The following is a 25,997-nucleotide window of genomic DNA, read 5'->3' as shown; positions in this document are numbered from 1 at the left end:
TGTAGGTGAGCCGATATCATAATGTTCACCTGCAGTTTCAATCTCTTGACCGAGATCCGACATCAATGGAAGGCGTGCAATTGAGCCGTCTGCAGTAGGACGAGACCTCGTTTTATTGCCAAATGACATTGATTTAAGTTTCGTCAATAGTAAAGCACCCCCGTACCGCCGGATTTCATCTAATCTGGAGCTTCATGAAGGCTTTTCGAAGATGATCTCCGGAAACGGAATGATTTCATCTTGAATCGGACAATGATTAGGAGTCCAAGCCCATGACAAAACCAGCTTACAAGCGCGTCCTCCTCAAACTCTCGGGTGAAGCGTTGATGGGCGATGATGCCTACGGCATCAACCGTTCAACCATCGAGCGCATGGTGGCGGACGTAGCCGAAGTGGCAAGGCTGGGAGTGGAACTGGCAATCGTGATTGGTGGCGGCAACATCTTTCGTGGCGTCGCGCCGGGTGCACAGGGCATGGACCGTGCAACCGCAGACTACATGGGCATGCTGGCAACCGTGATGAACTCGCTTGCGCTGGCTGATGCCATGCGCCAGGTAGGCATTACGGCGCGCGTCATGTCGGCGATCAGCATCGAGCAGGTCGTCGAGCCCTATGTTCGCCCGAAAGCGCTGCAGTATCTTGAAGAAGGAAAGGTTGTGGTCTTCGCAGCCGGAACCGGCAACCCGTTCTTCACGACCGATACCGCAGCAGCGCTGCGCGGATCGGAGATCGGCGCGGAGATCGTGCTGAAAGCCACCAAGGTCGACGGCGTCTACAGCGCGGATCCCAACAAGGACCGCAATGCGACGCGGTATTCGACCATCACCTTCGACGAGGCGATTGCCAAGCACCTGCAAGTCATGGATGCGACTGCCTTCGCGCTCTGCCGCGATCAAAAACTGCCGATCAAGGTGTTTTCCATCGTTAAACCGGGCGCCCTGAAAAACGTGATCATGGGCGATGACGAGGGGACATTGGTTCACGTATAAATCGAGTCTTACTCGTTGCAACTGAGGAGAGCAGCATGACAGTCGTTGACGTCAAAAAGAATGCCGAACAAAAAATGCAAAAATCGATCGAGACGTTGAAGGCCGATCTCGCCAAGGTTCGCACCGGCCGTGCGCACGTGGGTATTCTCGATCACATCCAGGTCGATTATTACGGATCGCCGACGCAGATCAGTCAGGTTGCCAATGTCACCCTGATCGACGCCCGCACCATCGGTGTTCAGCCTTGGGAAAAGAAAATGGTCGCGGTGATCGAGAAGGCGATCCGCGAGTCCGATCTCGGGCTCAATCCCTCCACGCAGGGCGATCTGATCCGCGTTCCGACACCGCCGCTGACCGAAGAGCGCCGCAAGGAAATCGTCAAGCTCGTCAAGGGCGAGGGCGAAGATTCCAAGGTGGCGATTCGCAATATTCGCCGCGACTCCAACGAGGCGCTGAAGAAGCTGTTGAAGGACAAGGCCTGCTCGGAAGACGATGAGCGCCGCGCGCAGGACGATGTACAGAAACTGACTGACAAGTTTGTCGCGGAAGTCGACAAGCTGATTGCAGAAAAAGAAAAAGAACTGCTGACCGTATAAATTTGCAGTTGCGGTCAAGGCGGCAAGCCTCATGGGCTTCTGCGCAATGGCGGAAGACATGAGGTGGAGGCGACGGTGCCATGCCGGATTTTGCCGGTGTCGGCAAAAGCAGGGCGCCAGCGGCGATGGACGGTTCGGGGAGGAAGTTGCAGTTTGCTTCGCCGGCCATTCGTTATAACCAAACTTATTTCGCTTAAGCCATTACATGACCTATAAAAGCTCAACGCAAGCAGTACCCGAAGTGTCCATCGTGCCGAAGCACGTCGCCATCATCATGGACGGAAACGGGCGCTGGGCCACCAGACGCTTCCTGCCTCGCGTCGCAGGACATGCCAAAGGCGTGGAAGCCGTGCGCACCATCGTGGAAGCCTGCGTTGAACGTGGCATCGAATATCTGACGCTGTTCGCATTCAGCTCGGAAAACTGGCGTCGTCCTGCGGAGGAAGTGTCGCTGCTGATGCGCCTGTTCGTGACGGCGCTGGAGCGGGAAGTCGCCAAGATGCACGCGAACGACATTCGGCTCAAGGTCGTCGGCGATCTCAGCCGCTTCGATGCGAAGCTGCGCCAGCTGATTGCCAACGCAGAGCGCCGCACGGCAAACAATTCGCGGCTGACTGTTACCATCTGCGCCAACTACGGCGGCCGCTGGGACATCATGCAGGCTGTCAACAAGATGACGGCGGCCAATCCCGGAGTCACTGACTTCACCGAGGAACAGCTGTCCGAACACCTTTCCATGGCGTACGCTCCGGAACCTGACCTCTTCATCCGCACCGGCGGGGAGGAACGCATCTCCAACTTCCTGCTCTGGCAGCTTGCCTATACCGAATTCTATTTCACGGAAACCTACTGGCCGGACTTCGATGGCGCAGCGCTCGACGCCGCCGTGGCGTCCTACCAGCAACGCGAGCGCCGTTTCGGGCGCACCAGCGCACAGTTGATCGAGCAGAAGAAGGCATCCTGATGCTGAGGACGCGAGTTATTACCGCGGTCGTGTTGCTGGCGGTATTGCTTTCCGTACTGTATTCAAAGTCCTTCCTGTTTTTCGCGCTGGTAGTTGCGGCATTTTTCGCTGCCGCATCATGGGAAAGCTTCCGGCTTTTCCATAGCCGCCAGCCGGTCGTCGGTGCGGCCGTCTGGACCGCGGTATTCCTCTATCTGCTTTACACAGGGAATGCCGCGACCGCCCGGCTGCTCTTCATGCTGAGCGCAGCCATCTGGCTCATCCGCCTGATTCCATCGCTGAAGATCGGCTTGCCGCCGATCGAAGCGCTGGGAAGCCGGCTGCTGAACGGCATCTACGGCATTGCCATTCTTGCCTGCTTCATCGCCATCATCGCGCTGTTCCAGCAATCCCCGCTCTATCTCCTGTCAGTGATGGCCCTGATCTGGATCGCCGATATCGGCGCCTATTTCGCCGGCAAGGCCTTCGGCAAGCGCAAGCTCGCGCCATCGATTTCACCGGGTAAATCCTGGGAGGGCGCCATTGGCGGCTGGATCGCGGTGCTGGTCATCGCCGGCGCATCGACAATGCATCCTGCGCTCCAAGGCACGTTCGCCGCGCAGATCCTGGCGCGCTGGGGGTGGGGCGGCTTCAGTATCGTCATGACCGTCATCGTGGCCTTCAGCATCGCCGGCGACTTGTTCGAGTCGCAGCTCAAGCGCCGCGCCGGCATGAAGGACAGCAGCAATCTTCTTCCGGGCCACGGCGGCGTACTGGACCGGATCGATGCCCTGATACCGACACTGCCGCTGGCAGTATTGTTCGGTTCCTGGCTTTAGCTTCTATACAGGTAAGGCAGCATGCAGCACATCACAATACTCGGCGCGACCGGCTCCATTGGCGCTTCAACACTGGACGTGGTTGAACGCCACCCCGACCGCTACCGGGTGTATGCACTGACCGCTCACCAGCGCGTCGAAGAACTGGCGGAACAGTGCCTGCGGTTCCGGCCGCAGGTCGCCGTCGTCGGCAATGCCGATGCGGCGCTGCGCCTGTCGAAGCTGCTCGATGCCAACGGATTGAAAATCGACATCGGCCATGGGGAGACAGACCTCTGCGCGGTCGCCAGTGCATCGGGGTGCGATACGGTCATGGCCGCGATCGTCGGTGCGGCAGGATTGGCACCCACGATGGCAGCTGCAAAGGCCGGGAAGAAAGTGCTTCTCGCAAACAAGGAAGCGCTGGTCATGTCCGGCAGGCTGCTCATGGATGCCGTGTCGGAAAGCGGCGCGACGCTGCTTCCCATCGACAGCGAACACAATGCGATTTTCCAGTGCCTGCCGCATTCCTACCAGCGGGTGCCGGAGCAGCACGGCGTCGCCAAGATACTTCTGACCGCCTCGGGCGGCCCCTTCCTGAACCGGGCAGTCGAAACCCTGGAAAATGTCACGCCGGAAGAAGCGGTGGCGCATCCGAACTGGGTCATGGGGCGCAAGATTTCCGTGGATTCCGCCACCATGATGAACAAGGGCCTCGAAGTCATCGAGGCGCACTGGCTGTTCGGTGCGCCGGCCGACCGCATCGAGGTCGTGATTCATCCCCAGAGCGTAATTCATTCCATGGTGTCCTACGTCGACGGGTCGGTGCTGGCGCAACTGGGCAATCCTGATATGCGCACGCCGATTGCGCATGCCCTGGCCTACCCGGAACGCGTTGCCTCCGGCGTGGAACCGCTGGATCTCGTCCTCATCGGTCAGCTGGCATTCCAGCGTCCCGACTTCGAACGCTTCCCTTGCCTGAAGCTGGCCTACGACGCGCTCACTGCCGGCGGTACCGCGCCGGCGATACTGAACGCGGCCAACGAGGTTGCGGTCCAAGCATTTCTGGACGGGGAAATCGGATTTCGGACGATAGCCCGGACCATCTGCCGTGTCATGAACGAACTTCCCCATGACGAGATGTCCGACATCGAAGCGCTTATCGAACAGGACCTGCGGGCGAGAGCACTCGCTCGATCTTACATTTCATAGATTCCATAGGCGGTCAGTATGAGTCTGCTGCAAACAGTGCTTGCTTTTCTTGTGGCCCTCGCGGTTCTGGTTGTGGTTCATGAACTCGGGCATTATTGGGTGGCGCGCTGGTGCGGCGTCAAGGTGCTGCGCTTTTCCGTCGGCATGGGAAAGATCGTCTGTTCGCGGCGCTTCGGTCCCGATCAGACGGAATGGGCCGTGTCCATGCTGCCGTTCGGCGGTTACGTCAAGATGCTCGATGCGCGTGAGCAGGACATCAGCGCCTTGCCTCCGGAAGACCTGAAGCGCGAGTTCACGCGCCAGTCGGTCTGGAAACGTATTGCCATCGTCGCGGCCGGTCCGCTTGCCAATTTCCTGCTGGCGATCGCCGTCTTTGCGGGACTTTACACCTACGGCATGCCCGAGCCCACCGCCCGCCTCAGGGAAGTTGCTCCAGCCACCGCAGCCTATCAGGCAGGCTTGCGTGGCGGAGAGCTCGTGACCGCCATCAATGGCGAGCCGGTCAGGAACTGGTCCGACATGCGCTGGAAGATCCTGCAGCTTGCACTGGAAAAAAATCCTGTCCGTCTCGAAGTGCAGCGCCCCAATCCGGCCGACCCGAAAGGTTCGCTGAACGAATCCATGAATCTGCGCCTGGACGGGCTGCAAACATCGGATCTCGAGGGAGATTTCCTCGCCAAGCTCGGCCTGGACCTTGCACGTCCGAAAGCCGTCCTCGGGCGGATCGTCGAAGGCGGACCGGCGACGCGCGCCGGCCTGCGTGAAGGCGACCTGATCACAGCCGTCAACGGCAACGCGGTGACGGACGGACTGGCCTTCGTCGAACTGGTGCGGTCATCTCCCGGGCAGGCGTTGAACCTGAGCGGCCTTCGCAACGGACAGGAATTCAGCGCTACAGTGACGCCCGAAACCGTCAACCGCAACAATCAAACCGTTGGCCGCATCCAGGTCGAGGTGCCGCTGGCGCCCGAAATGGTGGTAACGGGCGATGCGCCTGTCGCCGCCTTGGGCCGGGCGGTTGCCAAGACTTGGGATACAAGCGTACTGACACTCAAAATGCTTGGTAAAATGCTCATCGGTGAAGTTTCCTGGAAGAACATCACAGGTCCGATCACAATTGCCGACTATGCCGGGCAGACCGCCCGCATCGGCATCATCAGCTATCTCACCTTCATCGCGTTCATCAGCATCAGCCTGGGCGTGATGAACCTGCTCCCGATACCGGTGTTAGACGGGGGGCTTTTAATGTATTATTCGCTGGAACTTTTGACCGGACGCGCTTTACCAGAGCGGTTCGGAGAGATGGCCCAGCGTGCAGGAGTGGGCATTCTGATGACGTTGATGGCAGTAGCCGTCTTCAACGACATTGTGCGGCTTATGTCCTGAGTCCCGGCTGGTCTGCCCATAGGCGCATCGGCGGGGAGTTTGATTACAAAATACCCGATGAAATTACAATCCGAGCGCCTTTCCCAGTCATTTTTCCCCCGTCGTCTCATCGCCTTCGCTGCATTCGCCCTTTGCGCAGGCAGCGCATGGGCCGTCGATCCTTTCACGGTCAAGGATATCCGCGTCGAAGGCATTCAGCGCACCGAGGCGGGCACCGTATTCAGCTATCTGCCGGTGCGCGTCGGCGAGACCTACACTGACGAGAAGGGTGCGGCGGCGATCAAGGCGCTGTACGCGACCGGCTTCTTCAAGGATGTGCGGATCGAAGTCGAAGGAGACGTGCTGGTCGTCATGATCGAGGAAAGGCCGGCAATTGCCGGCGTCGATTTTTCGGGCACCAAGGAATTCGAAAAGGACCAGCTAACCAAGGCGCTCAAGGACATCGGCCTCGGTGAATCCCGTATCTTCGACCGCGCGCTGGTTGATCGCGCCGAGCAGGAACTCAAGCGCCAGTATCTGTCGCGCGGCCTGTACGGCGTTCAGATCACCACCACAGTCACGCCGATCGAACGCAATCGCGTCAACATCAGCTTTGCCGTCGACGAAGGCGAAGTCACCCGCATCAAGCAGATCAATATCATCGGAAACAAAGCCTTCTCGGAAAAGGAACTGCTGAGCCTCCTCAATCTGCGCACGCCCGGCTGGTTCACCTGGTATACCAAGGCCGATCAGTATTCGAAGCAGAAGCTGACCGGTGACATCGAGGCGCTTCGTTCCTATTATCTGAATCGCGGCTATCTGGAGATGCAGGTCGAGTCGACCCAGGTTTCCATCACGCCCGACAAGAAAGACATCTACATCACCATCAACATCAACGAAGGTGAGAAGTACACGGTTTCAGGCGTCAAGCTCGAAGGCGAAATGCTGGGGCGCGAGGGTGAACTGAGGTCCCTGGTGCAGCTCCAGCCCGGTGATGTCTACTCCGGCGAAAAGCTGGCCGAGAGCGTGAAGAAGATCACCGAACGCATGGGCAATTTCGGCTATGCCTTTGCGAACGTCAACGCCAATCCCGATATCAACCGCGAGAAGCGGGAAGTAAGCTTCACCGTCCTGATCGATCCGGGCAAGCGGGTCTATGTGCGCCGCATCAATATTGCAGGCAACACGAAGACGCGCGACGAAGTCGTCCGGCGCGAATTCCGCCAGTTCGAGGATTCCTGGTACGACGGCGAAAAAATCCGCCTGTCTCGGGACAGGGTTGACCGTCTCGGCTATTTCACGGAAGTCGGCATCGAAACGCCCGAGGTGCCCGGTACGACCGACCAGGTCGATCTCAACATGTCGGTGAAGGAAAAGCCGACAGGTAACATCCTCCTCGGCGCCGGTTTCTCAAGCAGCGAGAAAGTGATGCTGACCGGCTCGATCCAGCAGGCCAATGCCTTCGGCAGCGGCAATACGCTCGGCGTCGACGTCAACACCAGCCGCCGCAACCGTACCATTGCGCTGACCCAGTCCACACCGTATTTCACGGATGACGGCGTCAGCCGCAGCTATGAAGTCTTCCTGCGCACGACACGTCCGCCGGAAGTCAATACCGGTGACTATGTCGTCAAGACCACCGGTGCCAACGTCAAGTTCGGCGTTCCGTTCTCTGAGGTCGATACCGTGTTCTTCGGCGCCGGCGTCGAACGTACTCAGGTGACGACCTATACCGGCGTACCCGGCTTCAACGACAGCCCGGAGCTCTACAAGCGCTATGTTCAGGATTTCGGAAACGGCACTGAAGCGACCACGACCAGTTTCCCGCTGACGGCGGCCTGGCAGCGCGACAACCGTGACAGTGCGCTGGTCCCGACCACCGGCCGCTATCAGCGGGTCAACTTTGAAGTCGCGCCGACCGGCAGCCTGAAATACTATCGCGCAGTCTATCAGCACCAGTATTTCACACCCATCCTGCGCGCGATCACGCTGGCGTTGAACGGCGAGATCGACTACGGACGCGGCCTTGGCGGCAAGCCTTATCCGATCTTCAAGAATTTCTATGCGGGCGGCATCGGCTCGGTACGAGGCTACGAAGGTTCATCGCTTGGCCCGAAAGCGTCCAATGGCGACCCGCTGGGCGGCGCGTCCCGTATCATCGCGAACGTGGAATTGCAATTCCCGTTCCCGGGTTCAGGCAACGACCGCACCTTGCGCTGGTTCACCTTCTTCGACGCCGGCAACGTCTACGCGGAAGGCGCCAAGTTCCAGGTGTCGGATCTGCGTTATTCGGTGGGTGCGGGCATCAGCTGGGTGTCGCCGATCGGCCCCCTGAAGCTGAGCTTCGGCGTACCTCTGAACAAGAAGGAAGACGATCGCAAGCAAAGCTTCCAGTTCCAGCTCGGAACCGGGTTCTAACGCACTAGTGGCATAATAGTAATTTGATTTGCGGAGAACGATCTTGAAGTTTCCAATGACAATTTCAGCACTGCTCGGGCGCATCGCGGTATTTGCGGCGCTGACGCTCCCGCTGGCCGGCGTGCAGGCGCAGGAGTCCCGCGTGGGATTCGTCAGTACCGAGCGCATTTTCCGCGAAGCCGCGCCTGCCAAGGCTGCCCAGGCAAAAATCGAACAGGAATTTTCCAGGCGCGAGAAGGAATTGCAGGAGATGGCGGCACGGCTGAAGTCCATGTCCGACCGGCTCGACAAGGACACGGCGATCCTTCCCGAATCCGATCGCCTTAAGCGCCAGCGCGAACTCTCGGATCTGGACAAGGATTTCCAGCGCAAGCAGCGGGAATTCCGCGAAGACCTGAACCAGCGCCGCAATGAAGAGCTGGCCATCGTCCTGGAGCGTACCAACAAGGTGATCAAGCAGATCGCCGAATCGGAAAAGTACGACATCGTTTTCCAGGAAGCGGTTTATGCCAGCCCGCGCATCGACATCACCGACAAGGTGCTGAAGGCACTGAACAAGTAATCGCCGCATCCGCGCACTTATCGCTGCGCAATTAACCATGGGCAATGCATGGCAGCTGGTTTTGCCGCAGCCCGCCGGGTCGGGCCGACAGTGACGCGCTGTTCAAGTCACGGGATCATCTCCAGGCCAACCCGGTCGAATCACCTTTCCATCATCACAAGAGGGCCGCAATGAGCTATCGGCTGAGCATGCTGGTCGAACGCCTGGGAGGCCAACTGTTCGGAGATGCGGACATTGAGGTATCCGGCATCGCGCCGCTCGATACCGCCGACGCATCCCATATCACCTTCCTGTCGAATTCGAAACTGCGCTCGGCTGCGGCGCAGACGAAGGCATCCGCGCTTATCCTTTCACCGGTGGATCACGACGAGCTGCAGCATGCCTACGGCGGCGCCCGCATCGTCACGAACAATCCCTACGCCTATTTCGCCCGGGTCGCGCAGCTCTTCGTCGAACAATCCAGAATCGTGCCCGAGCCGGGAGTTCACCCCACCGCGAGCGTGCACCCCGAGGCTCAGGTGGATCCGGCTGCAACCATCGGTCCGCATGTCACCATCGATGCGGGCGCGCGTATCGCCGCCGGCGTCGTCATCGACGCGGGAAGTTTCGTCGGCAGGAATGCCGTGGTCGGCGAGGGCACGCATTTCCATGCCAATGTCAGCTTCCATGCGGGCTGCCGTATCGGACGCAACGGCATCGTTCATTCGGGCGCGGTCATCGGCGCCGACGGTTTCGGCTTCGCCAAGGAGAACGGCGCCTGGGTGAAGATTCCGCAGACCGGAGGGGTGAACATCGGCGACGACGTTGAAATCGGTGCAAACACCAGCATCGATCGCGGAGCACTGAGCGACACGGTCATCGAGGACGGTGTCAAGCTCGATAACCAGATCCAGATCGGACACAATTGCCATATCGGCGCTCACACCGCCATGGCCGGCTGCGTGGGCGTGGCCGGCAGCGCGAAAATCGGCAAGTACTGCACCTTCGGCGGCGCCGCCATGGTACTTGGGCACTTGACCATCGTCGATAATGTGCATGTGTCATCCGGCAGCATGGTCTCCCGTTCCATCCTCGAACCGGGGCAATATACCGGTTTTTACCCGTTGGCAAAAAATGCCGATTGGGAAAAAACCGCAGCCATCGTGCGCAATCTGGGAACAATGCGTGAGAAAATCCGCGAGCTGGAAAAAACCATCAAAACGCTTACAAAAGACAAGTAATAATGGAAACGCAAGAAGTCATGAAAACGCTCGACATCAACCAGATCAAGCAATACCTGCCGCATCGCTATCCGCTGCTGCTGGTTGATCGGGTGCTGGAGTGGGAGTCCGGAAAATCGATCACCGCGATCAAGAATGTGACCGTCAATGAAGAGTTCTTCAACGGCCATTTCCCGCACAAGCCCGTGATGCCGGGTGTGCTGATGATCGAAGCGCTGGCGCAGACCGCAGCCTTGCTCTCCTTCCTTACCATGGGACAGAAGCCGGACGACAGCAGCGTCGTGTATTTCGTCGGCATCGACGGCGCACGCTTCAAGCGCCCGGTGGAGCCGGGCGACCAGCTCCGGATGCAGGTTGAAATCCTGCGCACCGCGCGCGGCATCTGGAAGTACAAGGCGCAAGCCACGGTGGACGGCCAGGTTGCGGTGGAAGCCGAACTGATGTGCACCATGCGCAGTGCCACCGACGCGAGCCAGCCAGCGGGGCAGTAATGACGATCATCCATCCTACCGCCATCGTCGATCCGAAAGCGGAGCTGGACGACACGGTCGAGATTGGCGCCTATTCCATCATCGGGCCGAATGTGAAGATCGGCGCGCGTACCCATGTCGGTCCGCATGTCGTGATCGACGGCCATACCACGATCGGTACCGACAACCGCTTCTTCCAGTTTTCCTCGATCGGCGGTCCGCCGCAGGACAAGAAATATGCCGGCGAGCCGACCCGGCTGGTGATCGGCGATCGCAACACGGTCCGGGAATTCTGCACCTTCAACCTCGGCACGGCACAGGATGAAGGCATCACCTCGCTCGGCAACGACAATCTCATGCTGGCCTATGTGCATCTGGCCCATGACTGCCGCGTCGGCAACAACACGGTGTTTTCCAACAATGCCTCGCTCGCAGGGCATGTTCACGTCGGCGACTGGGTCATTCTGAGCGGTTTTGCGGCCGTTCATCAATTCTGCAAGATCGGCGACCATGCCTTTGTCGGCATGAACACCAGCCTGACGCAGGATGTACCGCCGTTCGTGCTGCTGTCGGGGAATCCGGCCGAGCCGCACGGCATCAATATCGAAGGGCTCAAGCGCAGGGGCTTCACCCGCGAGCAGATCAATGATCTGCGCAATGCCTACAAGCTGATCTACAAGTCCGGCCTGACCCTTGAAGCAGCCAAGACCGCGCTCGCCGAGGCCGAAGCGCTGTCGCCGTCGTCGGCGCAGCATCTGCGCCAGCTGCGTGAATTTCTGGATACGACCACCCGTGGCATCGTCCGATAAGCTGTCGCTCGCCATGGTGGCCGGAGAAAGCTCCGGCGACCTGCTTGCCAGCCGCCTGCTGTCCGGCTTGCGGCCGCATCTGCCGCAAGCCGACATTCATGGGATCGGCGGCGCCCGCATGGCCGAGTACGGTTTCCGCAGTGACTGGCCGATGGAGAAGCTGTCGGTGCGCGGTCTGTTCGAGGTACTTGCGCATTACCGCGAGATCAAGGGCATTCAAAACTCTTTGCGCGATCAATTGCTGGCGGAAAGGCCGGCCGCCTTCATCGGCGTCGATGCGCCGGATTTCAATTTCGGTCTGGAGGCCCAGCTGCGCCAGGCCGGTATCCCGACCATGCATTTCATCAGCCCGTCGATCTGGGCCTGGCGGGGCGGGCGCATCAAGAAGATCGCGCGCGCAGTGTCCCACATGCTAGTGGTGTTTCCGTTCGAAGAGGAAATCTACCGCAAGGCGGGCATCCCGGTAACGTATGTCGGCTATCCGCTTGCCGAAGTCATTCCTATGGTGCCAGATGTATCGACCGCGCGGACCGAGCTTGATCTTCCGGCCAGTGCGCCCGTGGTCGCCATTCTTCCCGGCAGCCGACTGTCGGAACTCAAGTACAACACGGCGGCTTTCATCGAGGCGGCGCGCATCCTGCATCGCCGGGATCCATCGATACGCTTTGTCGTGCCCATGGCGGGAGAGCGCCAGCAAAACTATTTCCGTTCGCTGGTGGCCAGCGCCGGGCTCGGCGACGTGCCGCTGGAAATCGTTCCGGGCAAGTCACATGCGGCGATTGCTGCGGCGGATGCAGTCCTCGTGGCCTCAGGCACGGCAACGCTGGAAGTCGCATTGTTCAAGAAACCCATGGTCATCGCCTACAAGATGATGCGCGCGTCATGGGAAATCCTGCGGCACATGGGATATCAGCCGTGGATCGGCTTGCCGAATATCCTGGAGCGGGAGTTCGTCGTGCCGGAACTGCTGCAGGATGCGGCCACGCCCCAGGCGCTGGCCGACGCATTGGGCAGGCAGCTCGACGATGCCGGATATCGCGAGCGCCTTTGGCAGCGCTTCACCGACATGCATCATTCCCTGCTGCGTGACAGCGCCAAGGAAAGCGCGGAGGCGGTATTGAGACTGATCGGGTTTTCGGAGCGGGCACATGAAGCACGATGACATCAGCCTTTCTCTCTTCGACAATGCCAATGAAATCATCTGCGGCGTCGACGAAGCGGGACGCGGTCCGCTTGCCGGCGCTGTCTATGCCGCCGCCGTCATTCTCGACCCGGCACGGCCGGTGTCCGGACTGCGCGATTCCAAGAAGCTCAGCGAAGCGCGGCGCGATGCCCTGGCGGAAGAGATCAAGAGCAATGCACTGGCGTGGGCGATTGCATACTGCACCGAAGCCGAGATCGACGAGCTGAACATCCTGCACGCATCCATGCTGGCGATGCGCCGTGCCGTCGAAGGACTGCAGGTAGCACCGACATTGGCGCTTATCGACGGCAATCGCTGTCCGGTCATGCAGATCCGCTCGGAAGCGATCGTCAAGGGCGACGACAAGGTGGCCGCCATCTCGGCCGCTTCCATTCTGGCCAAGACCGCGCGCGATGCCTCGCTGATGCATCTTCACCAGCAATACCCGATGTACGGTTTCGACCGGCACAAGGGATACCCGACGGCACTGCATCTGGAGCGCCTGCGCCTGCATGGCGTATCACCGGTACACCGGCGCTCCTATGCGCCGGTGCGCGAGCTGCTCGGGCAAGAGGTCAAGGCCTGACATGAAAAGCATTACATCGCGCGACAATCCGCTCTACAAGGAAATCAAGCTGCTGGCGTCCAGTTCGCAGGCGCGCAGGAAAGCGGGCCGCACGCTGCTCGACGGCGTGCATCTGTGCGAAGTTTATCTCGATCAGGTCGGACCGCCCTCGCTCTGCGTCATCAGCGAAAGCGCGCGTCAGGGAGGAGAAGTGGAAGCCTTGCTCGTACGCTGCGAGAGCCGCCGCGTACACTGCGTAATGCTGCCCGACGCGCTGTATCAGGCAATCAGCCAGGTAGAAAGCGGAGTAGGGGTGCTGTTCGTGGCGGAGACGCCGCATTTGGAAATGCCGGGCCGGCTGAACATGTCTGCCGTCCTGCTCGACAATCTGCAGGACCCCGGAAACATGGGGTCAATCCTGCGCAGTGCGGCGGCGGCTGGCATCAATCACGTTTTCTGCAGCAAGGGAACGGTTTTCGCGTGGTCGCCCAAAGTGTTAAGAGCGGGTATGGGAGCCCACTTTCTGCTCAAGATTTTCGAGAATGTCGATCTGCAGGCCCTGCTTGCCGACGCAAGCGTGCCGGTACTTGCCACGAGTTCCCATGCAAGCCAGCGTGTCTTCGACATGGATCTGAGCGGCCCGGTCGCCTGGCTGTTCGGCCATGAAGGCCAGGGCGTGTCGGACCAGCTGCTCGCCAGCGCCACGCATAGAGTCGCCATACCGCATCTGGGAAAAGTGGAATCGCTAAATGTGGCGGCAAGCGCCGCCATCTGCTTCTTCGAGCAGGTCAGGCAGAAAACCCTGCGCTGATCCTCGGTTCTCGCATCAGGTGCCGGTCAGCGGCACCTGGCCGCAGTCGCTGCATTCCTGATAAACAAGGCCCGGTGCCAGGCAGCGTTCATCGGCGTCTATCGAAGCGCCGCTCTCCATGGGGCAGACACGGTCGAACTGATAGGTTCTTCCCTGTATTACCGCATAGCGATATATCTGGGTATCGCCATAAGAGCCGATGGGCTCGGCTACCCGCTCCGCCTTATGAAAACTCAACGGCTGCATGCCGTGGTTCATGCCGCGGCCCTGACGGGCGAGGCTCAAGGCTTCGATATCCGACTCGACTTGACCCAGGCCTTCCTTGAGCGCCCAGAAAAAAAACAGCAGACCCACCCACAGCACTATCTCTATGAGTACCAGATCCATATGACCCCCTTCTGATCCGTACTTTCGTTATAGTTGATCTGTAAGTTTGGCGTAAGTTTCCTTTTTGCGACGCAAAATATTTTTTCGAAGCGAAAAGGCCGCGCGAGGCAGCTTGCGCCTCGCGCGGCCATGGGCAGCCGACCGGTTGCCTTGCACGACCGACAGCTAAATCAACTCGTGCAATGTAGATAGATCAATACGCTCGCTTGTCCGACTTGATCTCCTGAAGAATCATCGTTGCAATTTCCTCAATGGATTTTGCGGTCGACGATACACAGCGGATGCCTTCCCGCCGCATCATCTTCTCTGCCTCATTGACCTCGTAACGGCATTGCTCCAGGGCTGCGTACTTGCTGCCGGGACGGCGCTCATTGCGCACTTCAGCCAGGCGATCGGGTGCAATGGACAAGCCGAACAGTTTCTTTTTGAATCCGAGCAAGGCGCTCGGCAGCTTGTTGCGTTCGAAGTCGTCCGGAATCAGGGGATAGTTGGCTGCCTTGACTCCATACTGCATCGCCAGGTAGAGGCTGGTCGGCGTCTTGCCTGAGCGAGACACGCCGACGAGAATGACGTCGGCCGCGGCAAGATTCTGGTTCGATTGCCCGTCGTCATGCGCCAGCGAGAAATTGATGGCCTCGATCCGGTTCTTGTATTCGTCCGAGTCGGCAATGTTGTGGCTGCGGCCGATGGTGTGGGTCGACTTGACGCCCAGTTCCTGCTCCAGCGGTTCCACGAAGGTCTGGATAAGGTCCATGTGCATTCCCTTGGACTGGCGCACGACGGACGACAGCTCTGCCTTGACCAGTGTGGAAAACACGATAGGACGCTTGCCGTCGTGTTCAAACGCCTGGTTGATGTCGCGTACCGCATCGTAAGCCTTGTCCAAGGTATCGATGAACGGCAGGCGGACCTCCTTGAAGCGCAGCTCGAATTGCGTCAGGACGGAGTGGCCGAAGGTTTCGGCAGTGATGCCGGTGCCGTCCGACACGAAAAATACGGTGCGGTTCGGGGGCGGCAGTTGGTGTGCAGGCAAGTCTGGCATAATCAGATTGAAGATAGATCAACGAATAGTTCTACTTTGTGGTCGGCAGGATGCTGTTGCACACTGTAAAATGACGGTTAATTCATGACCAACATCCTGCCCATGAAGAATAACAAAAAGATTCGGGCGGCGAGGGCGCATATGCAGATTTCTCATCATCAAAACAGGTGCAGTTATGTCCAACGCAGTTCCAACCGGGGCAACCCAGGGGGCTACCTACGTAGCTTCGTTTGAAAATCTTCGCATGACGGACGTCGAGTCCGTCGGCGGCAAGAACGCATCGCTCGGCGAGATGATCAGTCAGCTCGCCGGTGCCGGCGTTCGCGTGCCAGGCGGTTTCGCGACCACCGCGCAGGCTTTCCGCGACTTCCTCAGCCACGGTGCCAATGGCGGCGCCACGCTCGCCAAGCGCATCGAGGACCGCCTGTCCTCGCTGAACGTCGACGATGTGCGCGCTCTGGCCCAAGCCGGCGCCGACATTCGCCAATGGATCATCGACACGCCTTTCCAGCCGCGACTGGAACAGGAGATTCGCGAGTTCTACCAGCGTCTGGTCGCCGAGTCGTCGGCAGAAATGTCGTTCGCCGTGCGTTCCTCCGCAACCGCCGAAGATTTGCCTGACGCCTCCTTCGCCGGACAGCAGGAAACATTCCTGAACGTGGTCGGCATCGACAACGTGCTGGAAGCAATCAAGCATGTCTTTGCATCGCTCTATAACGACCGTGCGATTTCCTACCGCGTCCACAAGGGCTTCACCCATGCCGAAGTGGCTCTGTCCGCGGGCGTGCAGCGCATGGTGCGTTCCGACGTCGGCGCCGCCGGCGTCATGTTCACCCTGGATACCGAATCCGGCTTCAAGGATGTCGTGTTCATCACCTCCAGCTACGGTCTGGGTGAAACAGTGGTGCAGGGCGCAGTCAATCCGGACGAGTTCTATGTTCACAAGCCGATGCTGGAGCAGGGAAAGCTGCCGATCATCCGGCGCAACATCGGTTCCAAGCTGATCAAGATGGAATTCACCGGCGAAGCCAAGGCCGGACGCTCGGTCAAGACCGTCGATGTGCCGATCGAGCTGCGCAACCGCTACTCGCTGAACGACCAGGAAATCGTCGAGCTGGCAAAATACGCGGTGATCATCGAAAAGCATTATGGCCGCCCGATGGACATCGAATGGGGCAAGGACGGCCGTGACGGCAAGCTCTACATCCTTCAGGCACGCCCGGAGACCGTCAAGTCGCAGCAGAAATCGACCGACGCCCAGCAGCGCTTCAAGCTCAAGGGCAGCGGTACAGTGCTGGCTTCCGGCCGCGCCATCGGCCAGAAGATCGGCGCCGGCCCGGTCCGCGTGATCCATGATCCTTCGGAAATGGAGCGCGTGCAGCCCGGCGACGTGCTGGTGGCCGACATGACCGACCCCAACTGGGAGCCGGTGATGAAGCGTGCATCGGCCATCGTTACCAACCGCGGCGGGCGTACCTGCCATGCCGCCATCATTGCGCGCGAGCTCGGTGTGCCGGCAGTCGTGGGCTGCGGCAATGCCACCGACATGCTCAAGGATGGCACGCTGGTCACCGTCTCCTGCGCCGAAGGCGACGAAGGCAAGATCTACGACGGTCTGCTGGAAACGGAAGTCACCGAAGTGTCGCGCGGCGAATTGCCGTCGCTGCCTTTGAAGATCATGATGAACGTCGGCAATCCGCAGCTTGCCTTCGATTTCCAGTCGATTCCCAATGGCGGCGTCGGCCTGGCACGTCTCGAGTTCATCATCAACAACAACATCGGCGTGCATCCTAAAGCGATTCTGGAATACCCGGGTATCGACGCGGATCTGAAGAAGGCGGTGGAATCGGTGGCGCGCGGTCATGCATCGCCCAAGGCTTTCTACATCGACAAGCTGGCCGAGGGTATCGCCACGATTGCCGCGGCCTTCTGGCCGAAGCCTGTCATCGTGCGTCTGTCGGACTTCAAGTCGAACGAGTACAAGAAGCTGATCGGGGGCTCCCGCTACGAGCCGGATGAAGAAAACCCGATGCTCGGCTTCCGTGGTGCCGCGCGCTACCTTGCGCAAGACTTCGCCGAGTCGTTCGAAATGGAGTGCGAAGCGATGAAACGCGTGCGCAACGACATGGGCCTGACCAACGTCGAGATCATGGTGCCGTTCGTGCGTACCCTTGGCCAGGCGGAGAAGGTGGTCGAGCTGCTGGCGAAAAACGGCCTGAAGCGGGGCGAGAACGGTCTGCGCCTGATCATGATGTGCGAAGTGCCGTCCAATGCCATCCTGGCCGAGCGCTTCCTCGAGTACTTCGACGGCTTCTCCATCGGTTCCAACGACCTGACCCAGCTGACGCTCGGTCTGGACCGCGATTCCGGCATGGAATTGCTGGCGGCGGACTTCGACGAGCGCGATGATGCCGTGCGTGCCTTGCTGTCGAAGGCCATCAGTGCCTGCCGAGCCCAGGGCAAATACATCGGCATCTGCGGTCAGGGTCCTTCCGATCATCCGGATTTTGCGGAATGGTTGATGAAGGAAGGAATTGCTTCCATTTCCCTGAATCCCGATACGGTGATCGATACGTGGCAGCAGCTGGCTGACAATGCGTGATGGATGACGGCTAGCCGCGAACTGCGGCTCATGCGGCGTTAAAACGCTGCAACAAAAAGCGCGGGCTGGTCCCGCGCTTTTTACTGTTGGCTAAAATTCGACGGTCGATTGAGGCTAACTAGATCATTGTGTTGTAACGATGCAAATAACCGGCCTGTTTCTGCCGAAATGATAGGAAGCATTGTTTTCTTCGTTTAGACTTAAGGCTGTTTTTGTTTCTGAACAACAACCAACAAAAACAGCTGTACTTTGTTGTATTGTAGCCCTCGCAGTCTTTTGACTCCGGGGGCTTTTTATTATTTTCAATAATGGCTGAATGGCAATATCGGGCGATGATGGCAGACTGGATGATCTGGATGATGCTGGCAGGCGGTTTGGTGGTCCTCGAAATGTTCAGCGGCACCTTCTACCTGCTGATGATTGCGATAGGCATGGCTTGCGGCGGCCTCGTGGCATTGGCAGGAGGGCAGCTTTCCGTGCAGTTGTTAACGGCTGCAGTGCTCGGCATTGCCTGCACCGTGATTCTCCGGCGAAGCAAATGGGGCAGGCGGCCGCGCAGCGATGCGGCGCGCGATCCGAACGTGAATCTCGACATCGGGCAGACCATCGAGATCGATGAGTGGAATGCAGACCACGGCATGCCGAGGCGGGCGCGAGCCATGTACCGCGGCGCATTGTGGGATGTCGAGCTGGAGGAGGGTGTTGCACCTGTGACGGGCACCTTCGTCATTCGGGAGGTGCGCGGCAGCCGCCTCATCGTTTCCAATCGCGCGCAATAAGCATGCATCAGCCTCGTTGCATCCGGCATCCAGGTTCGACATAAGCATCGTCATTCAAAGGAATCTCCATGGAGCTCAGTTTCGGAACGTTCAGCCTGGTTCTCTTTATCGTCGCGGTGGTGTTCGTCATCAAGACGATCAACGTCGTCCCGCAACAGCATGCCTGGGTGGTCGAGCGGCTCGGCAAATACCACTCCACGCTGGGTCCGGGATTGAACATCGTGCTTCCTTTCGTCGACCGCATCGCCTACAAGCATTCGCTCAAGGAGATCCCGCTCGACGTTCCCAGCCAGATCTGCATCACCAAGGACAATACCCAGCTCCAGGTGGACGGCATCCTGTATTTCCAGGTCACGGATGCGATGCGCGCCTCCTACGGCTCGTCCAACTATATCGCCGCAATCACACAGCTGGCGCAGACGACGCTGCGTTCCGTCATCGGCCGGATGGAGCTCGACAAGACTTTCGAGGAGCGCGACCACATCAACAAGGCCATCGTCAATGCCATCGACGAATCCGCGGCCAACTGGGGCGTGAAAGTGCTGCGCTACGAAATCAAGGATCTCACGCCGCCAAAGGAAATCCTGCATGCGATGCAGGCGCAGATCACGGCCGAACGAGAAAAGCGGGCGCTGATCGCGGCTTCGGAAGGACGCAGGCAGGAACAGATCAATATCGCGAGCGGCGAGCGGGAAGCGGCGATTGCACGTTCCGAAGGTGAAAAGCAGGCTGCCATCAACCGCGCGCAGGGTCAGGCAGCATCCATCCTGGCAATTGCGGAAGCCACCGCCTCGGCACTGCGCCAGACCGCCGCGGCGATACGCGAGCCGGGCGGTTCCGACGCGGTCAACCTCAAGGTCGCCGAGCAATATGTCAATGCTTTCGCGCAGCTCGCCAAGACGAACAATTCCCTCATCATTCCCGCAAACCTGAGCGACGTCGGCGGTCTCATTGCGAGCGCAATGCAGGTGGTGAAGTCGCAGCAGAAAACCTGAACCTCGTAATCCGCGTGCATGCGCTTTCCCGATCCGGCACCCGGCCGCCCATGGGAAATCAGCGACGGTTCTGCTTCAGGATGGATTGCTGCTCGCGCTGCCAGTCGCGCTTCTTCTCGCTATCGCGCTTGTCATGCTGCTTCTTGCCCTTGGCAAGCCCCACCTCGCACTTGATGCGTCCCTTGGTGTAGTGGAGATTGAGCGGCACCAGCGTATAGCCCGCGCGCTCCACCTTGCCGATCAGCTTCTTGATTTCTTCGCCGTTCAGCAGCAGCTTCCGGGTGCGCACCGGGTCCGGCGAAATGTGTGTCGAGGCGGTCGGCAGCGGGCTGATGTGCGAGCCGAACAGGAAGACTTCGCCCTGGCGCACGATGACATAGGCTTCCTTCAGCTGCACGCGGCCGGCGCGAATCGATTTGACTTCCCAGCCTTCGAGCACCATGCCGGCTTCGTAGCGTTCCTCGATGAAGTAGTCATGGAAGGCTTTTTTATTATCGATAATGCTCATGAATGTGGGAAAGAAGGGGCTCGGTTAAAATCAAGGGTTCGTATTTTATCAAACGGTATTTTCAATGGCTGTCGTGCACAAATCCGTATTGCTCGGCTACAGCGCGGAACAGATGTTCGCACTGGTAGACAATATCGAGGATTACCCCAAGTTTCTGCCCTGGTGCGGCGGCACCGAAGTGCGCTCGCGCGAGGGAAACAAGGTGGTTGCGTCCATCAAGATCAACTACCATGGCGTCAAGCAATCATTCTCCACCGAAAATCTCAATACGCCACCGACATCGATCAAGATGGTGCTGCTGGAGGGACCTTTCAAGCAGCTGCACGGCGAATGGACTTTCAAGGCGTTGCGCGCCGACGCCTGCAGGATTGACTTCGATCTGCATTACGAGTTTTCCAGCCGCATGCTGGAAGGCTTGATCGGTCCGGTCTTCAACATGATCGCAAGCAGTTTTGTCGATTCCTTCAGCAAGCGCGCCGAGGCCGTCTATGGCTGAGATCCGCGTCGAAGTCTGCTATGCGCTTCCGGAGCGCCAGTTCCTGAAGGCACTGCGCCTGCCGGAAGGATCGACGCTCAGGCAGGCCGTCGAGCAGAGCAATCTCCTGCGCGAGGTGCCCCAGCTCAACCTGGAGTCAGCGCATGTAGGCATCTACGGCAAGCTCAAGACGCTTGATACTGTCGTCCGGGACCATGACAGAATCGAAATCTACCGGCCCTTGATCGCCGACCCCAAGGAGGCGCGCCGCCGCCGGGCAGGCAAGAAAATGCGGGTTGCCTGAACCGCCGCACTTGCTCTTGCACCGCTAGTGTACGCTGCGCCCTTACGCGGCCTGCCGGCAAACTTGAATTCACCTCCTCATGACTTGCATTCGTTCAGAATGCGCCGGGTCTCACCAAGTTCGCGCTGGCGTTGTTCATCCGTCAAGAATGCGTGCTCGCCGTTCTTGTCTTTCCGGCTGATGCGCTCACCGGATTCGAGAGTGCGCTGATATTCATGCGCACGCTCACAGTTCCTGGCTTTGTCCGAGACCAGCTTTGCCTCTTCCGCAAGTTTCTTTTCCTTGTCTTCCCGTTCCAGCTGGCGCTTGCGGAAGTCGGCATTTTTCTCCGCAATTGTCTTTTCGGCATCCGGGCGCGTGGCGGCAGACTGCGCATGGACGGAAGATGCCGAAGTCACTGTAGCGGAGGACGGAGGGATGCCTGCGCCTCCGGGCTGTTTAAGGATGCGATTCGCCGGTACGGAAGAAGGCGGCGGACGATCGGAAAATTGCTTCGTTCCCTTTTCATCAAGCCAGACGTACTGCGCAGCGGCAGCGCCACAGGCGCCGACAAGCATGACGGATGCGGCAGCGACGATGCAGCGACGAAAAAGCGGGGCAGTCATTGAGGTCCTTGCAGATGAGACATATACGGATTTCGCCACGCTTTGACGCGGCTGTCAATGAGGCCGGGCGCGCGTTCCATGCCCGTTTTCCGCTGCACGGGAACTTGACGACGGCAAACAGGGTTTTCTGTATAATTCGCTTTTGCGCCTATAGGAATTACTATGCGTCTCCTCCAAAAAGCACTCACATTCGATGACGTGCTGCTCGTTCCGGCACACTCGGACATCCTTCCCAAAGATACCTCCCTGAAAACGCGCCTGACGCGCAACATCACCCTGAACATTCCCCTGCTGTCGGCGGCGATGGATACGGTGACCGAAGCCCGTCTGGCCATCGCGATGGCGCAGGAGGGGGGCATCGGCATCGTTCACAAGAATCTCAAGCCGAAGGAGCAGGCGCGCGAAGTCGCCAAGGTCAAGCGTTTCGAGTCCGGCGTGGTGCGCGACCCGATCACCATCCCGCCGACCATGCGCATCCGCGACGTCATGGCGCTGTCTGAACAGCACGGCATCAGCGGCTTCCCTGTCGTTGAAGGCAAGACCGTAGTAGGCATCATCACCAACCGCGATCTGCGTTTCGAGGAAGAGCTGGATGCGGAAGTGCGCGCAAAGATGACGCCGCGCGAAAAGCTGGTCGTGGTGAAGGAGGGCGCAGAGCTGTCCGAAGCCAAGCGACTGATGAACAAGCACCGCCTCGAGCGCGTGATCGTCGTCAATGACGCCTTCGAACTACGTGGCCTCATTACCGTCAAGGACATCCAGAAAGCCACCGAACACCCGAATGCCTGCAAGGACGAACACGGCAAGCTGCGCGTGGGCGCGGCCGTCGGCGTCGGTGCGGACAACGACGAGCGCATCGATCTGCTGGTCAAGGCCGGCGTGGACGTGATCGTCGTCGATACCGCCCACGGTCATTCAAAAGGCGTACTCGACCGCGTGCGCTGGGTCAAGAACAACTATCCTCAGGTCGACGTCATCGGCGGCAACATCGCCACGGCGGCGGCGGCCATTGCACTGGCCGAACATGGCGCCGACGGCGTCAAGGTCGGCATCGGTCCCGGTTCGATCTGCACCACGCGCATCGTCGCCGGTGTCGGCGTCCCGCAGATCACCGCAATCTCCAACGTGTCCGAAGCGCTCAAGGGCACCAATATCCCCTGCATCGCCGACGGCGGCATCCGCTTCTCCGGCGACATCGCCAAGGCACTGGCGGCCGGCGCTTCCAGCGTGATGATGGGCAGCATGTTCGCGGGTACTGAAGAAGCTCCCGGCGAAGTGATCCTGTTCCAGGGCCGCTCCTACAAGTCCTATCGCGGCATGGGCAGCCTCGGCGCGATGGCGGAAGGCTCCGCAGACCGCTACTTCCAGGATTCGTCGAATAATGCCGACAAGCTCGTCCCGGAAGGCATCGAAGGCCGTGTTCCCTACAAGGGCAGCGTACTGGCGATCCTGTACCAGTTGGTCGGCGGCGTGCGCTCCTCCATGGGCTATTGTGGCTGCTCGTCGATCGACGAGTTCCGCGAAAAGGCGGAGTTCGTCGAGATTACCGCGGCAGGCATGCGGGAGTCCCACGTCCATGACGTGCAGATCACCAAGGAAGCACCGAACTATCGTGCCGACTGACCGGGTTGCGCATCGGGTATCGCCATGAGCAAAACGGCCGCTCCGCTGCAGTTTGAAACGACAATCGCACCGACGGAGCCGGTCGGGCTGCCGTCGCGCGACGATGCCCAGATATTGCGCATCCGCTGCATCGGCAAGAAACTGTTCAATGTCGCCGACTGCATCGTCACCTTCAATCCTGCGACGAATGCAGCGGGATCATTGAATCCGGCAATCGATATCGAGCAGACGATGGTGGAGCGCGAAGAGGCGTTCTGTCTCGACATCGCGCCGTCCGACGAGGCTGTCGTCGTGCCCGATGCAAGCCGGCATGCCTTGCTCAGGGAGCACCCGGCCGTGAGCGGCGCTCCGCATATCCGTTTCTATGCCTCGCATCCGGTTTGCAGCCAGGACAAGACGCTTGCCGGCACCGTACACCTGATCGACTATTCCCTGCGTCCGGTGTTCGGAGAAAGCGACCGCCAGACGCTGGCGGACCTTGCCGGACTGGTCGAGCGGGAGCTCGAGCTGCGTATCGTCAATGCTTCGCAGCTCGACCTGCAGAAAAAGAACAAGAACCTGCGCCGCAAGTCCCTGATCGATCCCTTGCTCGGCACCTGGAACCGGGGCGCGATCATGCGCATCCTGACGATCGAGGCGATACGCTGCGACAAGCTCGGCCTGCCGCTTGGGCTGATCGTCGCCGATCTCGATCACTTCAAGAAGATCAACGATACCTACGGCCATCCGGCCGGCGATGCGGTTCTCGTCAAGGTGGCAAGCCGCCTGCGATCCTGCATACGCCCCCAGGAAGCCCTGGGCCGATACGGCGGCGAGGAATTCCTGATCGTCCTGCCCGGCGCCTCGCAGGCGACCGCAATGGCGGTGGCCGAACGCATGCGTGCGGCGATCGCATCGCAGCCCGAAATCATCAATGGCGTGACGCTGAACCTCACGATCAGCGCCGGCGTCGCCGCAACCGACCAGTTTCCCGCGGCGACGACGGAAGAACTGATCAGCCGTGCCGACATGGCGCTCTATGTCGCCAAGGACGCCGGACGCAACCGTGTCGTCGACGCCAATCCGGATTCAAACTGATTACTCAAACCAGCACTTTCCATGCATTCTAAAATTCTCATTCTCGATTTCGGCTCCCAGGTCACGCAACTGATTGCGCGTCGCGTACGCGAAGCAGGCGTGTTCTCCGAGGTTTATCCCTATGACGTCAGCGACGAGTTCGTCCGCAGCTACGGCGCGGCCGGCGTCATCCTCTCGGGCGGCCCGAATTCGGTAACCGAAGGCGACACGCCGCGCGCGCCGCAGGCGGTATTCGATATCGGCGTGCCGGTGCTCGGCATCTGCTACGGCATGCAGACCATGGCCGAACAGCTCGGCGGCAAGGTCGAAAATGGAAAGGTGCGGGAATTCGGCTATGCGGAAGTGCGCGCACGCGGCCATACCGCGCTGCTGAACGGCATCGCGGATTTCGTCACCTCCGAAGGCCACGGCATGCTGAAGGTGTGGATGAGCCACGGCGACAAGATCATCGACATGCCGCCCGGCTTCAAGCTGATGGCCTCGACCGACAATTGCCCGATCGCCGGCATGGCCGACGAAGAGCGCAAGCTGTATGCGGTACAGTTCCATCCCGAAGTCACGCATACCGTGCAGGGCAAGGCGATGCTGAGCCGCTTCGTGCACGAGATCTGCGGCTGCAAGTCCGACTGGAACATGCCCGACTATATCTCGGAAGCCGTCGAAGCCATCCGCAAGCAGGTCGGCACCGACGAAGTGATCCTCGGCCTGTCCGGCGGCGTCGACAGCAGCGTGGCGGCGGCATTGATCCACCGCGCCATCGGCGACCAGCTGACCTGCGTGTTCGTCGACCACGGCCTGCTGCGCCTCGACGAAGGCAAGATGGTCATGAACATGTTCGGCAAGAACCTCGGCGTGAAGGTGATCCATGTCGACGCCACCGCGCAGTTCATGGGACAGCTGGCCGGCGTGACCGATCCCGAAGCCAAGCGCAAGATCATCGGCCGCGAATTCGTGGAGGTGTTCCAGGCCGAAGCCGGCAAGCTGAAAAACGCGAAGTGGCTGGCGCAGGGCACCATCTATCCCGACGTCATCGAAAGCGCAGGCAAGGGCAAGAAGACTGCGCATACGATCAAGAGCCACCACAACGTCGGCGGTCTTCCGGAAACGCTGAACCTGAAGCTGCTGGAACCGCTGCGCGAACTGTTCAAGGACGAAGTGCGCGAACTCGGCGTGGCGCTCGGTCTGCCGCACGACATGGTCTACCGCCATCCCTTCCCGGGACCGGGCCTCGGCGTACGCATCCTAGGTGAAGTAAAGATGGAGTATGCGGACCTACTTCGCCGCGCCGATGCCATCTTCATCGAAGAACTGCGCAACACCAAGGATGACGAGGGCAAGTCCTGGTACGACAAGACCAGCCAGGCATTCGCCGTGTTCCTGCCGGTGAAATCGGTCGGCGTGATGGGCGACGGCCGCACCTACGAGTACGTAGTTGCCCTGCGCGCGGTGCAGACCCAGGACTTCATGACGGCGCATTGGGCGCATCTGCCGCATGAGTTGCTGGGCCGGGTGTCGAACCGCATCATCAATGAAGTGCGCGGCCTGAATCGCGTCGTCTACGATATTTCCGGCAAGCCGCCGGCGACGATCGAGTGGGAATGACGAGGCAGCAGGGCATGGCGCCTTACTACTAAAGCGT

Annotated in this window: 26 protein-coding genes; 22 read left to right on the top strand and 4 right to left on the bottom strand. The window is 59.7% G+C overall.

Annotation, left to right across the window (positions count from 1 at the left end; translation table 11 throughout):
- Nucleotides 1-272 precede the first annotated feature (272 nt).
- From pyrH to IGW03_RS04690, 14 genes are all read left to right on the top strand, one after another.
- Nucleotides 273-989, top strand: a complete 717-nt coding sequence (pyrH, locus tag IGW03_RS04755; protein ID WP_194721379.1) for a UMP kinase — start codon at nucleotides 273-275, stop codon at nucleotides 987-989.
- A 35-nt stretch (nucleotides 990-1,024) separates the two neighbouring features.
- Nucleotides 1,025-1,585: a ribosome recycling factor gene (gene frr, locus IGW03_RS04750; RefSeq protein WP_194721378.1), complete on the top strand. Its 561-nt coding sequence runs from the start codon at nucleotides 1,025-1,027 to the stop codon at nucleotides 1,583-1,585.
- A gap of 205 nt (nucleotides 1,586-1,790) precedes the next feature.
- Nucleotides 1,791-2,549 (top strand): polyprenyl diphosphate synthase, encoded by a 759-nt coding sequence (gene uppS, locus IGW03_RS04745; protein ID WP_194721377.1) that lies wholly within the window; start codon nucleotides 1,791-1,793, stop codon nucleotides 2,547-2,549.
- Nucleotides 2,549-3,367 carry a phosphatidate cytidylyltransferase gene (locus IGW03_RS04740; RefSeq protein WP_194721376.1) on the top strand — a complete coding sequence of 273 codons (819 nt, stop codon included), beginning with the start codon at nucleotides 2,549-2,551 and terminating at the stop codon, nucleotides 3,365-3,367. The genes uppS and IGW03_RS04740 overlap by 1 nt, the downstream gene beginning before the upstream one ends.
- A 21-nt stretch (nucleotides 3,368-3,388) precedes the next feature.
- Nucleotides 3,389-4,558, top strand: a complete 1,170-nt coding sequence (gene ispC, locus IGW03_RS04735) for a 1-deoxy-D-xylulose-5-phosphate reductoisomerase (RefSeq protein WP_194721375.1) — start codon at nucleotides 3,389-3,391, stop codon at nucleotides 4,556-4,558.
- Between the two features lie 18 nt (nucleotides 4,559-4,576).
- Nucleotides 4,577-5,944 carry an RIP metalloprotease RseP gene (rseP, locus tag IGW03_RS04730; protein WP_194721374.1) on the top strand — a complete coding sequence of 456 codons (1,368 nt, stop codon included), beginning with the start codon at nucleotides 4,577-4,579 and terminating at the stop codon, nucleotides 5,942-5,944.
- A 57-nt stretch (nucleotides 5,945-6,001) separates the two neighbouring features.
- Nucleotides 6,002-8,341 (top strand): outer membrane protein assembly factor BamA, encoded by a 2,340-nt coding sequence (bamA, locus tag IGW03_RS04725; protein ID WP_194721373.1) that lies wholly within the window; start codon nucleotides 6,002-6,004, stop codon nucleotides 8,339-8,341.
- A gap of 55 nt (nucleotides 8,342-8,396) precedes the next feature.
- Entirely contained in the window at nucleotides 8,397-8,903 is a 507-nt protein-coding gene (locus IGW03_RS04720) for an OmpH/Skp family outer membrane protein (RefSeq protein ID WP_194721372.1), read from the top strand.
- A 170-nt stretch (nucleotides 8,904-9,073) separates the two neighbouring features.
- Nucleotides 9,074-10,123 carry a UDP-3-O-(3-hydroxymyristoyl)glucosamine N-acyltransferase gene (gene lpxD, locus IGW03_RS04715; RefSeq protein ID WP_194721371.1) on the top strand — a complete coding sequence of 350 codons (1,050 nt, stop codon included), beginning with the start codon at nucleotides 9,074-9,076 and terminating at the stop codon, nucleotides 10,121-10,123.
- A 20-nt stretch (nucleotides 10,124-10,143) separates the two neighbouring features.
- Complete coding sequence (fabZ, locus tag IGW03_RS04710) at nucleotides 10,144-10,614, top strand: 3-hydroxyacyl-ACP dehydratase FabZ (RefSeq protein WP_194721682.1); 471 nt, start codon at nucleotides 10,144-10,146, stop codon at nucleotides 10,612-10,614.
- Nucleotides 10,614-11,402 carry an acyl-ACP--UDP-N-acetylglucosamine O-acyltransferase gene (gene lpxA, locus IGW03_RS04705; RefSeq protein WP_194721370.1) on the top strand — a complete coding sequence of 263 codons (789 nt, stop codon included), beginning with the start codon at nucleotides 10,614-10,616 and terminating at the stop codon, nucleotides 11,400-11,402. Before fabZ ends, lpxA begins: the two co-directional genes overlap by 1 nt.
- Before the next feature lie 13 nt (nucleotides 11,403-11,415).
- Nucleotides 11,416-12,564, top strand: coding sequence for a lipid-A-disaccharide synthase (gene lpxB / locus IGW03_RS04700; RefSeq protein WP_194721681.1), 1,149 nt, complete (start codon nucleotides 11,416-11,418; stop codon nucleotides 12,562-12,564).
- Entirely contained in the window at nucleotides 12,551-13,171 is a 621-nt protein-coding gene (rnhB, locus tag IGW03_RS04695) for a ribonuclease HII (protein ID WP_194721369.1), read from the top strand. Before lpxB ends, rnhB begins: the two co-directional genes overlap by 14 nt.
- Nucleotide 13,172: 1 nt before the next feature.
- A complete protein-coding gene (locus tag IGW03_RS04690; RefSeq protein WP_194721368.1) occupies nucleotides 13,173-13,961 on the top strand; it encodes a TrmH family RNA methyltransferase in 789 nt (262 codons plus the stop codon).
- Nucleotides 13,962-13,976: 15 nt separating this feature from the next.
- Here the strand turns inward: IGW03_RS04690 and IGW03_RS04685 are convergent, their stop codons facing one another.
- Nucleotides 13,977-14,348 (bottom strand): hypothetical protein, encoded by a 372-nt coding sequence (locus tag IGW03_RS04685; RefSeq protein WP_194721367.1) that lies wholly within the window; start codon nucleotides 14,346-14,348, stop codon nucleotides 13,977-13,979.
- Between the two features lie 193 nt (nucleotides 14,349-14,541).
- On the bottom strand, nucleotides 14,542-15,390 hold the full coding sequence (gene ppsR / locus IGW03_RS04680) for a posphoenolpyruvate synthetase regulatory kinase/phosphorylase PpsR (protein WP_194721366.1): 849 nt from the start codon (nucleotides 15,388-15,390) through the stop codon (nucleotides 14,542-14,544).
- Nucleotides 15,391-15,565: 175 nt separating this feature from the next.
- Between ppsR and ppsA the strand changes: the two genes are divergently transcribed.
- The 3 genes from ppsA (at nucleotide 15,566) to IGW03_RS04665 (ending at nucleotide 19,766) form a co-directional block, all read left to right on the top strand.
- Nucleotides 15,566-17,992 carry a phosphoenolpyruvate synthase gene (ppsA, locus tag IGW03_RS04675; protein ID WP_194721365.1) on the top strand — a complete coding sequence of 809 codons (2,427 nt, stop codon included), beginning with the start codon at nucleotides 15,566-15,568 and terminating at the stop codon, nucleotides 17,990-17,992.
- A 332-nt stretch (nucleotides 17,993-18,324) separates the two neighbouring features.
- Entirely contained in the window at nucleotides 18,325-18,771 is a 447-nt protein-coding gene (locus IGW03_RS04670; protein WP_323744926.1) for an NfeD family protein, read from the top strand.
- A 68-nt stretch (nucleotides 18,772-18,839) separates the two neighbouring features.
- Complete coding sequence (locus IGW03_RS04665; RefSeq protein ID WP_194721364.1) at nucleotides 18,840-19,766, top strand: SPFH domain-containing protein; 927 nt, start codon at nucleotides 18,840-18,842, stop codon at nucleotides 19,764-19,766.
- 58 nt (nucleotides 19,767-19,824) lie between these two features.
- Here the strand turns inward: IGW03_RS04665 and smpB are convergent, their stop codons facing one another.
- Complete coding sequence (gene smpB / locus IGW03_RS04660) at nucleotides 19,825-20,274, bottom strand: SsrA-binding protein SmpB (protein WP_194721363.1); 450 nt, start codon at nucleotides 20,272-20,274, stop codon at nucleotides 19,825-19,827.
- Nucleotides 20,275-20,338: 64 nt separating this feature from the next.
- On the opposite strand from smpB, the gene IGW03_RS04655 reads away from it, so the two are divergent.
- On the top strand, nucleotides 20,339-20,770 hold the full coding sequence (locus IGW03_RS04655) for a type II toxin-antitoxin system RatA family toxin (RefSeq protein WP_194721362.1): 432 nt from the start codon (nucleotides 20,339-20,341) through the stop codon (nucleotides 20,768-20,770).
- Nucleotides 20,763-21,053: an RnfH family protein gene (locus tag IGW03_RS04650; protein WP_194721361.1), complete on the top strand. Its 291-nt coding sequence runs from the start codon at nucleotides 20,763-20,765 to the stop codon at nucleotides 21,051-21,053. The genes IGW03_RS04655 and IGW03_RS04650 overlap by 8 nt, the downstream gene beginning before the upstream one ends.
- Nucleotides 21,054-21,130: 77 nt before the next feature.
- Here IGW03_RS04650 and IGW03_RS04645 read toward each other — a convergent pair whose 3' ends face one another.
- Nucleotides 21,131-21,658 (bottom strand): DUF4124 domain-containing protein, encoded by a 528-nt coding sequence (locus IGW03_RS04645; RefSeq protein WP_228535029.1) that lies wholly within the window; start codon nucleotides 21,656-21,658, stop codon nucleotides 21,131-21,133.
- A 162-nt stretch (nucleotides 21,659-21,820) separates the two neighbouring features.
- On the opposite strand from IGW03_RS04645, the gene guaB reads away from it, so the two are divergent.
- From guaB to guaA, 3 genes are read left to right on the top strand one after another with little or no spacing between them, the layout of a single operon-like run.
- The gene (guaB, locus tag IGW03_RS04640) at nucleotides 21,821-23,281 is read left to right on the top strand and encodes an IMP dehydrogenase (protein ID WP_194721360.1); all 1,461 of its coding nucleotides are present in this window, start codon (nucleotides 21,821-21,823) and stop codon (nucleotides 23,279-23,281) included.
- 24 nt (nucleotides 23,282-23,305) lie between these two features.
- Nucleotides 23,306-24,358 (top strand): sensor domain-containing diguanylate cyclase, encoded by a 1,053-nt coding sequence (locus IGW03_RS04635; protein WP_194721359.1) that lies wholly within the window; start codon nucleotides 23,306-23,308, stop codon nucleotides 24,356-24,358.
- A 21-nt stretch (nucleotides 24,359-24,379) separates the two neighbouring features.
- Nucleotides 24,380-25,960, top strand: coding sequence for a glutamine-hydrolyzing GMP synthase (guaA, locus tag IGW03_RS04630; RefSeq protein ID WP_194721358.1), 1,581 nt, complete (start codon nucleotides 24,380-24,382; stop codon nucleotides 25,958-25,960).
- The last annotated feature ends 37 nt before the right edge of the window (nucleotides 25,961-25,997 follow it).

Source organism: Noviherbaspirillum malthae, from assembly GCF_015352985.1.
Classification (GTDB): domain Bacteria; phylum Pseudomonadota; class Gammaproteobacteria; order Burkholderiales; family Burkholderiaceae_D; genus Noviherbaspirillum; species Noviherbaspirillum malthae.
The sequence above is the reverse complement of the archived record's forward strand: the minus strand, read 5'-3'. Positions and strand labels throughout refer to the sequence as shown.